The 12,321-nt window shown below is 62.7% G+C and carries 11 protein-coding genes; 5 read left to right on the top strand and 6 right to left on the bottom strand.

Features of this window, described 5'->3' with window-relative positions; translation table 11 throughout:
* Positions 1-131: 131 nt before the first annotated feature.
* Entirely contained in the window at positions 132-1,130 is a 999-nt protein-coding gene (locus tag GNZ21_RS00835) for a LacI family DNA-binding transcriptional regulator (RefSeq protein ID WP_157320482.1), read from the top strand.
* 59 nt (positions 1,131-1,189) lie between these two features.
* On the opposite strand, the gene GNZ21_RS00830 is transcribed toward GNZ21_RS00835, so the two are convergent.
* Positions 1,190-2,131 (bottom strand): AEC family transporter, encoded by a 942-nt coding sequence (locus tag GNZ21_RS00830; protein ID WP_188503587.1) that lies wholly within the window; start codon positions 2,129-2,131, stop codon positions 1,190-1,192.
* A gap of 96 nt (positions 2,132-2,227) precedes the next feature.
* On the bottom strand, positions 2,228-2,767 hold the full coding sequence (locus GNZ21_RS00825) for an NADPH-dependent FMN reductase (protein ID WP_157320480.1): 540 nt from the start codon (positions 2,765-2,767) through the stop codon (positions 2,228-2,230).
* Between the two features lie 50 nt (positions 2,768-2,817).
* On the opposite strand from GNZ21_RS00825, the gene GNZ21_RS00820 reads away from it, so the two are divergent.
* The gene (locus tag GNZ21_RS00820) at positions 2,818-3,534 is read left to right on the top strand and encodes a GNAT family N-acetyltransferase (protein ID WP_157320478.1); all 717 of its coding nucleotides are present in this window, start codon (positions 2,818-2,820) and stop codon (positions 3,532-3,534) included.
* A 23-nt stretch (positions 3,535-3,557) separates the two neighbouring features.
* Here the strand turns inward: GNZ21_RS00820 and GNZ21_RS00815 are convergent, their stop codons facing one another.
* The 4 genes from GNZ21_RS00815 to GNZ21_RS00800 all read right to left on the bottom strand — a co-directional run bounded on the left by GNZ21_RS00815 (position 3,558) and on the right by GNZ21_RS00800 (position 6,945).
* Entirely contained in the window at positions 3,558-4,811 is a 1,254-nt protein-coding gene (locus GNZ21_RS00815; RefSeq protein ID WP_157320477.1) for a pirin family protein, read from the bottom strand.
* Positions 4,812-4,974: 163 nt separating this feature from the next.
* Complete coding sequence (locus GNZ21_RS00810; protein WP_157320475.1) at positions 4,975-5,973, bottom strand: PIN domain-containing protein; 999 nt, start codon at positions 5,971-5,973, stop codon at positions 4,975-4,977.
* Positions 5,970-6,389, bottom strand: a complete 420-nt coding sequence (locus tag GNZ21_RS00805; RefSeq protein ID WP_157320473.1) for a helix-turn-helix domain-containing protein — start codon at positions 6,387-6,389, stop codon at positions 5,970-5,972. The genes GNZ21_RS00810 and GNZ21_RS00805 overlap by 4 nt, the downstream gene beginning before the upstream one ends.
* A 130-nt stretch (positions 6,390-6,519) precedes the next feature.
* Entirely contained in the window at positions 6,520-6,945 is a 426-nt protein-coding gene (locus tag GNZ21_RS00800) for an organic hydroperoxide resistance protein (RefSeq protein ID WP_157320471.1), read from the bottom strand.
* Between the two features lie 150 nt (positions 6,946-7,095).
* On the opposite strand from GNZ21_RS00800, the gene GNZ21_RS00795 reads away from it, so the two are divergent.
* The 3 genes from GNZ21_RS00795 to GNZ21_RS00785 all read left to right on the top strand — a co-directional run.
* Positions 7,096-8,427: a galactokinase gene (locus GNZ21_RS00795; RefSeq protein ID WP_157320469.1), complete on the top strand. Its 1,332-nt coding sequence runs from the start codon at positions 7,096-7,098 to the stop codon at positions 8,425-8,427.
* A 102-nt stretch (positions 8,428-8,529) separates the two neighbouring features.
* Entirely contained in the window at positions 8,530-11,880 is a 3,351-nt protein-coding gene (cas9, locus tag GNZ21_RS00790; protein ID WP_157320467.1) for a type II CRISPR RNA-guided endonuclease Cas9, read from the top strand.
* A gap of 4 nt (positions 11,881-11,884) precedes the next feature.
* A partial coding sequence (locus GNZ21_RS00785; protein WP_198345931.1) for a CRISPR-associated endonuclease Cas1 occupies positions 11,885-12,321 on the top strand: 437 nt, incomplete at its 3' end.

Raw genomic sequence — 12,321 nt, 5'->3', positions numbered from 1 at the left:
TCAGAGGTCGGCAGACTTCCGATGTAAATCGATTCAATAAGTGACACCGATCATAGGATCTGAGTCACTGAGCTGTCAATGCGCCCGGCCCGCCTTCCCGAAAAGCAGCGGTATTGTTATCCACTATGGCGATGGCTCAAGTTCGTGATGTGGCGGAACGGGCCGGGGTCTCTCCCGCAACGGTCTCCAACGCGCTGAACCATCCGCAGCGGGTCTCCGAACGGACCTTGGCCAAGGTCCATGCGGCTATCGAGGAGCTCGGCTATGTCCGCAACGACGCCGCCCGGCAGCTGCGCGCCGGGTTCAACCCGGCGGTAGGGCTGATCGTGCTCGACGCCGCCAACCCCTACTTCACCGACGTCGCCGGTGGGGCCGAACAACATCTTCGGGATCTGGGCAGGCCGCTGCTGCTGGGCAACTCCTCCCAGGAGAGTGATCGGGAAGTCACGTATTTGAACCTGTTCGAGCAGCAGCGGGTAGCCGGGATCCTGATCGCCCCCGTGGGCAATGTGCTGCCGCGGCTGCGGAAGCTGAAGAGCAACGGGATCCCGGTGGTGATCATTGACCGTAAGGCGGGGGCCGATGAACTGTCCTCGGTCTCAGTGGATGATGAGCGCGGCGGCTGGCTCGCTGCAGACCACCTCATCTCCCAGGGCGCGACCCGGATTGCCGTGGTGGGAGGGCCGGAGGGGCTGCGCCAGGTCCGGAACCGGCTGCGCGGAGCTCAACAGCGGGTGCGCCAGTGCGCTGAGGCTGCGGTGGAGTACATCGCCACTTCAGCCATGGACGCCGCGGCGGGACGCACTGCCACGGAGGCTCTGCTGAGCCGGGAGGCCAAGCAACGGCCGGATGCGGTCTTCGCCACCAACGACCTGGTGGCCCTGGGCGTACTGCAGGTGCTGGTGCGTTCCGGAATCTCGGTGCCCCAGGACATCCTGCTGGCCGGTTATGACGATATTGAGTTCGCCGCCAATGCCACGATTCCGATCACCTCGATCCGCCAGCCCGCAGCCGAGATGGGAGAGCACGCCGCCCAGCTGCTGCAGCGCGCCATCGAGGACCCTGCCTCTCCGGTCCAGCACACCGTCTTCCAGCCCGAGCTGATCATCCGAGAGTCGACTCAGGCCTAAGATCTCCTACCACCTGGGGGTGTGCTCCAGGTTGTTATGAACCTGAAAGCGGTTTCATTTCAGACAGCTATCACCGCGGCAGCAAGGATCGTCACGGGCAGGGCCAGAATGGAGCTGGCGAAGATTGTGTCCTTGGCTACTGTCTGAGGCATCCGGTAGTGCATGCCGAACAGCAGCACGTTCTGTGCGGTCGGCAGCGCGGCCATAGCTACCAACCCGAGCAGGTCTGTGCCTTCCAGCCCCGCCACCGGTCCGCCCAAGAGTAGTGCGATCGCGGGCATGAGGACCACCTTGCCGAGAGTGGCCAGCACACTGTCGGGTATCCGGCTGCGCTGCGCGAAAGGATGGCTGCGCACCAGCACCATCCCGAAGATCATCAGCATCAGCGGGATAGAGGCTTCACCGACCATCGTCACCGGCTCCCAGAGGACAGCAGGGAGATTCACTCCGATCAGTGAGATCACCGCTCCGAGGATTACTCCCACAGTAGTAGGGTTCAGCACCGAGGAGAGGATCATCTTCAGCCGAGAGCCGCCTGGCTCGTCCTTCGCAGCTCGACGGGAGATGACCCCAAAGATGAGTAGGTACATCGGCGCCAGGACCAGCAGTTGTGCCAGCAGGAAAGCCACCACGGGCGCTGTGGTGCCCACGGCATAGATCGCCACGGGTACACCGATGTTCCCTACATTGGCGTAGGAGGAGGCCATAGCCCCTACCGCGGTGTCGGCGGCAGAACGCTTCATCACTAGACAGATGAGGGCAAAGACTAGTGCCGTCAGCAGCGCAATCGCGAGAGCTAATGGGGTGTAGAGCCCGGCAACCACGCGAACGTCCGTGCCGGCCACTACCACCACCATCAGACAGGGATTGGTGACGTAGTACACCAGCGGCACCAAGCCTTTGTGGATGGCCACCGCTTTGTCTCGGGCAACTACGGCGATAACCACCCCGATCAGAACGATCACCGCCACGATGCTGAAGCCGAGAACTACCCCACCCACCGAGTCAATGGTCCTCTCTCCAGGTCAGCGGGACTTCCTCCTGGTGAGGAAACGCGGCAGATCCGGCCCGCCGGCGGCGTCGTGCTCGGCTGACCCTCAGCGGGCTGATACGAACTCGGTGAAGGCGTCAATGTACTTCCTCGCCCGCGCAGTGGTCTGCTCATCGGCGGTGCCATCCTCGTGGAATGTCTCGCCGGTGACCTGCACGGCCAGCACCGGGGAGCCCATCAGCTTCACCCCTTGGGGCGGTAGGAACTGCCGCATCTGCGCTTGACCGTTGATGGTCCCGAAGCGCCCCGGCGAGGCGCCGGCAATGCCCAGCTTCAGACCAGCCAGCTGCCCCTCCTTGGGCGGGCGGGAGAGCACGTCGATCGCGTTCTTCACCGGTGCCGGGAATGACTGGTTGTGCTCCGGGGAGACGATCAGCAGCCCATCCACCGCAGCTACCTGCTCCTTGAACTCGCGCAGCACCTGTGGGAAATCGGCATCCATATGCCGGTCATAGAGCGGCAGCTCAGTGATGTTGATCTCCACCAGCTCCGCCTGCTGCGGTGCCTGGTCCACGATCACCTGCGCCAACTTCCGGTTGATGGAGTTCTGCGCAAGGCTTCCTACGATGTACCCGATTTTCACCATATTCCTACCGTAACGTCCCGAACCATGCACCGGCTGAGTACGCTGGGTCCATGACGGGACTTGACGACCATACCGAGCAGATCATCATGCTGGCCTGGTCGCGGATCCTGGGGCTTCAGGACGGTGCCCTCGCCGCCGCCACCCCCGGTGAGCGGATCGAGGCAGGAAACGACGACGCCGCGGCAGTCAGTTTGGTTCAGCTCTTCGGCCGCACTGCCCTCTACGGGCCACCGGAGGTTCTCGCCGCCGCGCGCCGAGTCCCTGATGAGGAACTGGCCCTGGAGTCACGGCTGCTGGGAATCATCAGCGAGCATCACCGTGGGGCCCGCATGCTGGGTGAGGCCCATCTGCTCTATTGCGAGGAGCCGCCGGAGATCCAGGGTTCGGAGAAGGTCTCCGTCTCCTTCGAGGCGGAGCATATCCGTCAGCTGAGCAGTCGCTGCCCTGCAGATGACGTGGCTCTCTCCGGGATTCAGCAGGCTGAGTGGACCGCGGCGGTGGTGGCAGAGGCCACCGGTGAGGTGATGGCCGCAGCCGGCCGAGACACCTGGCAGGATGTGCTGGGGCACATCGGGGTGCTCACCCAACCGGACCACCGCGGCCTGGGCCTGGGCCGGTTCGCCGCAGCGGTCGCCGTGGAGGAGGCATTCGTGGAGGGGCTGGTCCCGCAGTGGCGGGCCGCCGCCGAATCACCAGGATCCTTGCGGATGGCCATCAGCCTGGGCTTCACCCAAGCCGGCCACCAAACCACTGTCACCCTGGACTGACAGGTCGCGCTGAACCTCTATGATCAGCCGCGGGGCTTCATCCGGGTATTGGGCAGCGCAGGGGCGGGCAGCGGTGCGGCCTGGCCGGGCGGGAAGTCGCCGAACTGCGGGAAGGGCCGGCCGTCCCGGTACTGGCTGCCGGTCAGCGCATCGCGCAGCGCCCCACCGATGGGTTCGCCCAAGGCGCCGGGGGCCACCTCGACCTCTTCCTGGGTGCCGTCAGGCTGGGAGGCCTGCTCGGTGAGCACCTCAGAGTACGACGACGTCCCCTGCAGCTTCTCTGCCAGCGGGGACTCCTCACCCGGGGCCTCAAAGCCCATCTCCGCCTGGTAGGCCTGCCGGTAGGCGGCAATCTCCTCATGCGATCGACCCACGAAGTTCCACCACATCACAATCTGCTCACCCAGGGGTTCGCCGCCGATCAGCAGGGCGAGCACCGGCTGCTCATCAGACTGCAGGCGCAGCACCGTTGCCCCGGTGTCCACCACCGCCAGATGGTCGGCAGGCACCGGGCAGCCGTTGAGCGCCACAGACCCGGAGATCGGCAGCAGTGCGTGCTCGTGGCCGGCCGGAATCTCAATGTCCAGGACCTGTCCGGGCTCCAAGCGGATCTCAGCACCGGTGAGCGGGATATAGGTCTTCACCGGTGAGCGGTAGCCCAGCAGCTCACCCAGAAACACCTTGGCCTCCCAGCCCTGACCGCGCACCGGCTCCGGGTGATGGGATTCCAGGTTGGGCTCCACGAACCGGTGCTCCTCCGGGAAGGCGTACCAGAGCTGGGCCCCGTGCAAGATCTTAGTGTCAGCGGTGGAGTATTCGGAGTGACTGATCCCGCGGCCGGCGTTCATCAGGGCCACCTCCCCCGGGCGGACGGTAGCCCAGTTCCCGGCGGAGTCCAGGTGGTCGATCCGGCCTGAGAACAGCCAGGAGCAGGTGGCCAGCCCGGTGTGCGGGTGGCGGGGGACCCGCATCGGGGTGGCCTCGGTGAGGTCATCAGGTCCGTAGAAGTCCAGGAAGCACCAGGCACCCACCAGCGAGCGCGCCCGCTGCGGCAGGGTCCGGCGCACCGTCATGGCCCGCGGCCCGCCAAGCGGCACATCACGCGGCTCCAGCAGCTGCACCCCGTTGCTGGCCCGGGTGATACCGGGGCTCAGCTGCCCCTCGCCGGGGGCAGTGCCAGGCGGGCCGGCGGCCTCATCCGCACCTCCGGAGAAGTCGAAGGTGTAGGGGCCGTTGATGCAGACCTGCTCCTTGGGCTGCGCCTCTGTATTGCTCATATTTCATTCTTTCAAGATTGAAGCAAGTGGTACAGGGGGCGCAGCCGGAGCCCAGCCGGCTCAGTCCTGGGCTGCAGTGACTTTGATTTCGGATGATGCTAACTCGAACAGTAGCGTCTGCACGCAGTCCTAGTACTGACCGAGGTGCCGGTATTCCCGTTAACTAACCTCGGATATCTCGAAGAGACGGCATGTGGTCGCCCAACCCCCAAACCATCCACTGTTTGGGGCCGGTGCGCACCAAGGTGACGAAGACTGCACTGGGCACCGCCATTGGGGCAAAGGTCCGCGATGACTGTGCAACCTCCGGAATGAACCTCATATATGCAACTTCCTCCGGAGCGTCCACGGCATAGTAAACCTTGGACGCCAGGGAATACCCTCTGAGCATCTCATCGACCCACTCGTAGTCTCCGAAGGCTTCCGGTAACCATGTCAGCGAGTGCAGCACTTCTTTCGCCGCAGCATTCGTGAACCGGTCAGCCAAGGCAGTCCACCATACATAGAGCACATGGTCAGGTTTGCCGAAGTCAGGCTCCCCCATCGACCCCGCGTAGGGGGACTGCATCGGATCAGCAGCTTCGTAGGCGGGAAGTGTTGTAGCACGCTGCCCCCAGTGGTTGTGGAGAGTATTGGCGGTCATGGGAGTAATCGGCGCAATCCCTGAAAGGACGCCCCGCACGTCCATCGGAGGGCGGCGCATACGTTTCGCTTCGTACTCAATGCCCGATTCCACAGCCTGTTGATGCTCCGCCCAGAGGCGAAGCAGAAAATGATCCGGGTGCCGGACCGGAACATCGCCAGGCTGGCTCGACTCCGCGGGAAAGTCGCTAAGGTTGAACGTCACCAAGAGATCGGCAGTAGCCCACTGAGCCGCCGCATAGACATGCTGATCCTTGGGATGACACCGTGGGTCACCGGTGAAATCTTCAAGCCCAACGACCGCCGCTCGTGGAAAGGCCCGCCGCATGGCGGCAAGCCGTCGCGCTACCTTGTCTGCCCCTAAGCCGAGTTTATTGACCAGGGTGCGTTCAACCTCATCGAGAATCCGGTCAGACCAGCGAGGCTGAAAAAGATCGCGCTCTGCCAGAGTCAGCAATAAGCTGCTCAGCCGCTGAGGCACCAAAACATTGGCATCCAGCAATACAACTGGAGCACTCAACGCGTGGACACAACCTCATCGGGCAGCTCAGAGTCAAAGGTTTCTGCCAAATCCTCCAAAGCCTGTTTTCTGGCCTGAGCTTCTGCAACCAGGTATTCCTCTAGCGCCTGCTTGGGAATGCGACGGTGTGTGCCGGGACGCTCATAGCGGATGAGCCCTTCATCAAGCATCTTCACCAGTGTTGGTCGACTGACCCGCAGGATCTCTGCAGCCTGTTGCGTGCTCAAGTACTCGGGACGTGCGACAACATCTACCTCGTCACCTGCCGCAATATGACGCAGCAACTCACGCAGCCCATCTTTGAGCTCATCACTGAGTGGAATTTCGCGCCCGTCGATTGCCAGTGAGCGAGCAGACTGGACTAAGTCCGCTGCCTGACGAGCAGCATCGCGTGGGGTGAGCGTCGGTGTTGCCATACCCCTATGGTAACAAACGAAAGAAACGAAAATCCCAAAACACGCAAAAGCACCTGCTTCTCTTCAGGATTGCGCCCAGATTGGGCCGAGGCGAAGAGAAGCAGGTGCTCCGCGGCAGGAACGCGAAAGCTCAGTCCTGGGCGGCAGTGACTTTAACCTCGATATTGCCGCGGGTGGCCTTGGAGTAGGGGCAGAAGGCATGGGCCTTCTCGGCCAGTTCCTCGGCTGCGGCCTGGTCCAGCTTAGGCAGCACCACCTCGATCTCGGCGGCCAGGCCGAACCCGCCGTCATCATCGGCGCCGATGCTGACCTTCACGCCTACCGATGCATCGGTGGTGTCGTAGTCGTCGCCGGCTACCTTCTTGGTCGCGCCCAGGAAGCAGGCGGCCCAGCCGGTGGCAAAGAGCTGCTCGGGATTGATTCCCTCCCCGGAGCCGCCGAGCTCCTTCGGCGGAGCCATGGTCAGGTCCAGAGCACCGTCAGCGGTGCGGGCCTTGCCTTCCCGGCCGCCGCCGGTGGCCAGGGCTTCTGCGGTGTACTTCACGTCTACGGCCATAGTGGGCTCCTCCTTGGGTAGTTGCGGTGACGATGCCTGGGGCGGCGTCGTCGTGCTTTCGGTACTAGACCATCACAGTATGAGCTAACTGGCTAGGGGTGATATTCAGCTGTGCGCGGGAAAGAGCAGACAGTGGCAGAATTGGAGCTCATGCGTGAAAATTCCGCCCGCTGGTTGGCTCCGGGGGATCCCGAATCGATTGCTGCGGCACTGACCACCCGCTTCGCCCATGTCTATGAACGTGATGCCGCGGGGGTGTGGTTCGCCCCCGGGCGGGCGAACCTCAACGGCGAACACATCGACTTCCATGGCGGCCGCTGCCTGCCGGTGGCCCTGCGCCATGGCACCTATGTGGCTGCCGCTGCCAGGACTGACGGTATGCTGCGGCTGCGCACCCTAGACCCGGACCTGGACACCGGAGTGGTGGAGATCCCCGACGCCGCTAACTCACCGATGCCGGAGAGCGCCCCTTCCTGGACCGGCTATGTTTCCGGGGTGCTGTGGTCCCTGGCCCAGGTGGGTGAGGAGCTTCCGGACCTGGCCCTGGAGCCTGGCTATGGGGCCGATGTGCTGATCCGCTCCACGCTGCCGATCGGCGGGGGCCTGTCTTCCTCGGCCTCCTTGGAGTGCGCGGCTGTTCTGGCCTTCGCCGGCACGGGCACACCGCTGGGAGCAGAGAATCCAGATGAGGAGCTCAATGAGGCGCTGACCGATGCGCTGCGCGCCACCCTTGCCCGGGCCTGCATCCGCGCTGAGGTGGAGGTGGTCGGGGCAGGCACCGGCGGGCTGGACCAGAACGCCTCCCTGCGTGCCGCCAAGGACAAGCTGGTCTCCCTGGACTGCCGGGACTTCTCGGTGACCCGCACAGATCTGACATTTCTGCTGCGCGACTACCAGTTTCTGGCCATCGACACCGGCCAGCCGCATGAGCTGACCGACGGGCAGTTCAGCTCCCGGCGGGCCGAGGCAGAGGCTGCCGTGGCGGTGCTGGATGTGGACCGGCTACGTGATGCGCTGCCGGCAAGGCCGCGTAAGACTGATGTGGAGCTGCTGCTGGAACGGTTCGACCAGGCGGTGGAGGCCGGGGCAGACTTCGGCGGCCTCGAGCCAGGGGCCTGCCGGCGTAGGCTCAAGCACGCCCTGGGCGAGATGCTGCGCAGTGAGAAGATCCATGCCCTGATCACCGCTGAGGCGCATGGGGTCTCCCATACTGCGCAGGTGCTGGGCGATATTCTCTCTGCCGGTCACACCTCGATGAAGGAGCAGGCGGAGGTCAGCTTCCGGCTGGCTGACCAAGTGGTGGACGCCGCGGTGCAGTTCGGTGCCCTGGGCGCCCGCCTGATCGGCGGCGGCTTCGGCGGCTCGGTGCTGACCCTGGTGCCCCGCTCACGGATCAACGACGTAGTGGGCGTGTGCACGCGACTGTCTCCCGATATCCGCTTCCTGGAGGTCACCCCCTCCGCCGCTGCACGTGCAGTGTAAGCCGGCGAGCGGCGTCACATTCTTTCGAGCTTAACTCAAAGGTTCCCAGCTAGCTTTCAGGTAGCGTTGTCGAAAATTTAGACTTCGGCCAATGGGGACGCAATGATCAGAGTCGAGAAGCCCAAAGACCGCCCGTGTAAGTACCGAATCGGAATTGACGTTGGCCAGCGAGGCATAGGCCTCGCTGCCATTGAGTTGGATGACGACGGTTTCCCCATTCAGCTGCTCTCGGCCCTCACCCATCGGATGGACGGCGGCATCCTGCCTGGCACGGAGAAATCTCCAGAGAGCAGGAAGGCCAAAGCTGGGCTGGCCCGCCGAGTGCGTCGAATGCGAAAGTATCGCAAGCAACGACTCCAGAAGCTCGACAACAAGCTCCGCGAGCTCGGCTACCCCATCATCGACGGTCCCGCCACCTATGAGCCCTGGCAAGCTCGCACACGGCTGGTGGAAGGCCGGATTACTGACCAGGAGCAGCTGAAGGCTGACCTTTCCATGGCACTACGCCACATTGCTCGACATCGCGGATGGCGCAACCCCTGGCTGACCTGGAACACATTCTGTGAACTGCCAGTGCCGAGCAATAACCACAAGAAGAACATCGACGCCGCCCGGGAACGTTTCGGGCGGGACTTTCCTGAGGATTTCACGGTCGGGCAACTCGGCGCCCTCGGCAACGATCCCACCATCGTCATTCGTCCCCGAAAATCCAAGAACAGTCGGACCCAGACCGCCGGCGAGCTCCCGCTCTTTGAGCACAAGCTCCTGCAAGAGGACCAGCTGGCTGAGGTGGAGAAGTACTGGGATATCCAGGACCTCCCAGCGGACGACCGGGATTCATTGATCCGCGTCGTGTTCCATCAGGAGAAGCCGCGGGTTCCGCAGGAGAACGTGGGCAAGGACGAACTGCCGGGCATGACGCAGTTCTACCGGGCTCCGCGTGCCTCTCTGGAGTTCCAGGAGTTCCGCATCCGGGCCGCGGTGGCCAATCTCGGCATCCGGGGAGGCCGAGGTTTCCGCAAACTCACCGATGAAGAGTACGACGCCGCCACCAAGCTCCTCCTCAACTGGCATAAGAGTCATCTGCCCACCGAAACTCCGGTGTGGGCTGATGTTGCTGAATGCCTAGACGTCTCGCCACGGGCGCTGAAGACCAACGCACTGGATGACGTCGTCGGGAACAACCCCCCGATCAACCGAACCCTAGACCTGCTGGAGTATGGGATCGATCAGCTCCCAGCCAAGGCCAAGAAACCCATCAAGAAGTGGTTTGCCGAGGCTGACGCTGAGCTGATCCAAGCATTCGTCTCCTGGCTGATCGACACCACTGACGGGCAGGATGAGCTGTTCGCACAGACCGGGCTCGATGACGTCGTCACCGAGTGGGACGAGACCGCCCTGGAGAAACTGGCTAGCATCGAACTGGAGAACGGCCGGGCTGCCTACTCCACTCAATCCTTGAAACGGCTCAATGCAAGGATGGCTGGGCACCGTGAAGGGCTGCATGAGGCTCGCAAGGCCGTCTTTGGTGTGGATGATACGTGGAAACCGACTCCACCTTCACTGGACGAGCGTACTGAACATCCCACTGTGGACCAGAATCTCACCGCCATCCGACGGTTCCTCCTGGGTTGTGTTCAGAACTGGGGCTTGCCCGAGCAGGTCAATCTGGAACATGTTCGTAGCGCCTTCATGGGCGCGGCTGCCCTGGAGGAGTATCGGCGCGAACAGCGCAAGATCCTTAGCGACCGAGAGAAGGCCCGCGAGGCGCTGAGGGGTGTCCTCTCCCACGAGCCGACCCGGCGCGACGCCCGGCGCCACGAGTACGTGCAACGCCAGAACTCGCAATGCGCCTACTGCGGTACAACGATCGACGCGAAGTCCTGCGAGCTCGACCACATTGTTCCGCGGGCCGGAGGAGGTGCCTCGACCCGGGCCAACCTAGTAGCGGTCTGCCGAGGTTGCAATCAGGACAAGGGCCGTGTGCCTTTCGCTGCCTGGGCGTCTCGAACCCAGCGTGAAGGGGTCAGCGTGGATGAGGCTATCGCGCGGGTCAAAGGATGGCTGGGGCGGGGAGCGAATGCCTCAGAGAGGAAGATCAACCGCGAGACTATTCAGCGTCTGCGCCAGGGCGAAGAGGACGAGCCGCTGGATGAGCGCAGCATGGAGTCCACTGCATATGCGGCGCGTGCCCTGCGCGAGCGGATTCAGAAGTTCCTCACGGATGCTGCTGCGCAGCTGGGCGTTGCGGCACCCACAGCGAATGTGTACCGCGGTTCCGTGGTGTCGGCGGCACGGAAAGCCTCAGGGATCGACTCGATGATCCATTTGCGCGGCAAGGACATCAAGGATCGCGGTGACTTCCGGCATCACGCGGTCGACGCCGCGGTGGTTTCACTGATGAACCATGCCGTGGGTCAGGTGCTGGCTATCCGTGACAACATGCGCAACACTGCCTTCTGGGTCGGTGAGCAGGAGTGGGAGAAAGGTTGGCAACGCCTCTACGGCGAACGCCAATCGTTCTTAGAGTGGAAGCTGCGAGCCCAGCGCCTGGGCGAGGTGATCCGTGATGCGATCCGAAACGATGAAATCGCCGTGATCAACCCTCTGCGGCTTGGCCGAAATGTCGGTCCGGTGCACGAGGACACTGTTCGTACACTGAAGTCCAAATCCTTGCATACCGAGTGGTCAGCCAAGGACGTCCAGCGTATTGTCGACCCGAAGATCTATTTACTGGTCAAGAAGGAACTCGAAGGGACCAAAGCACCCCAGTTCCTTTCCGAGGCGCTAGTAGGCAACCTGACCAGGCGGGTTGGCGGAGAAATTCTTACGTTCCCAAGCGATTCCGCCCAACTGCCCGTACGAGGTGGGGCCGTGGAGCTCGGAAGCGTCCATCACGCACGCATCTACGCATGGAAAAACAAGAAAGGGGCCATCGAACTCGGGATCCTTCGGGTTTTTGCAGGCGAAATTGCGAAGATGTGGCCCAACCCTAAGGTCGACCTTCTAACCGCCGCAGTCCCGGAATGGTCGATGTCCAGGCGGGACGTGCAAACTAAAACCGAAGCGGCGCTCAGTTCGGGAATTGCTCGACAAGTCGGCTGGATTGCTCCAGGTGATGAGATAGAAGTCGACGTTTCAATGGCAGCCCAGGGCAAAGACAAGTTCGCTTCATTCCTGCGATCGACACCCGAACATCGGTGGACTGTCTCCGGACTGAAGATGAGCAGAATAATCAGCCTCCGCCCACTCTTTCTCAGTTCTGAGGGCTTGGACAATAATTCGGACCCGCTCCTGCGGGAAGTAGTAGAACGGACACTTGTGAACCCTGGAGTGGTACTACCTCTAGTCAAGATTGTCCGTCGCGATGCTTTAGGCCGACCCCGCCACTTCTCCCGTCATCTCCCCCACAGCTTCTCCCCTATGGAAGAAGCCAAGAGGTTACTGGGATGAGCTGATGGCGGCGTGGCAGGTGCTCGATCTCCTCAACTACGAGGGAAAGGTCCGGACTGAGCGTGGAGCGTTCAGTATTGACGGGCGCCGGATTCCATTGGAGTCGCTCTCTACCGCACTGATCGGCCCCAAGTGTTCTATCTCCTCCGGCGTCCCGCACCATGCCGCCAAATACGACGTCGTGGTCCTGTTCTGTGACTGGAAAGGGGAACCACTCTCTGCTCTGCTGCCGTGGTCAGACAACACACGGACCGGAGCACGAATGCAGGCCCAGGCGACCCTTTCGGAACCTCGTCGAAAGAACGCCTGGATGCGCGTGATCAAGGCCAAGATCACGTCTCAAGGCAGAACACTGGAGATGGCGGGGAAGAGGAGGGAAGGTCAAGTCCCGTGTAGTGGTGTAACTGGCTCTCCGAGTTGCTGGGTGATTATGCGGCTTCG

The organism is Nesterenkonia alkaliphila, from assembly GCF_009758175.1.
In the GTDB taxonomy this organism is placed as follows: domain Bacteria; phylum Actinomycetota; class Actinomycetes; order Actinomycetales; family Micrococcaceae; genus Nesterenkonia; species Nesterenkonia alkaliphila.
This window is presented reverse-complemented; position numbering and strand designations above follow the sequence as displayed.

Bases quoted from the DNA above. Each gene is read 5' to 3' on its own strand.
- GNZ21_RS00835 (WP_157320482.1), top strand. From the start codon at position 132: ATGGCTCAAGTTCGTGATGTGGCGGAACGGGCCGGGGTCTCTCCCGCA.
- GNZ21_RS00825 (WP_157320480.1), bottom strand. From the start codon at position 2,767: ATGGTGAAAATCGGGTACATCGTAGGAAGCCTTGCGCAGAACTCCATC.
- GNZ21_RS00820 (WP_157320478.1), top strand. From the start codon at position 2,818: ATGACGGGACTTGACGACCATACCGAGCAGATCATCATGCTGGCCTGG.
- GNZ21_RS00815 (WP_157320477.1), bottom strand. From the start codon at position 4,811: ATGAGCAATACAGAGGCGCAGCCCAAGGAGCAGGTCTGCATCAACGGC.
- GNZ21_RS00805 (WP_157320473.1), bottom strand. From the start codon at position 6,389: ATGGCAACACCGACGCTCACCCCACGCGATGCTGCTCGTCAGGCAGCG.
- GNZ21_RS00800 (WP_157320471.1), bottom strand. From the start codon at position 6,945: ATGGCCGTAGACGTGAAGTACACCGCAGAAGCCCTGGCCACCGGCGGC.
- GNZ21_RS00795 (WP_157320469.1), top strand. From the start codon at position 7,096: ATGCGTGAAAATTCCGCCCGCTGGTTGGCTCCGGGGGATCCCGAATCG.
- cas9 (WP_157320467.1), top strand. From the start codon at position 8,530: ATGATCAGAGTCGAGAAGCCCAAAGACCGCCCGTGTAAGTACCGAATC.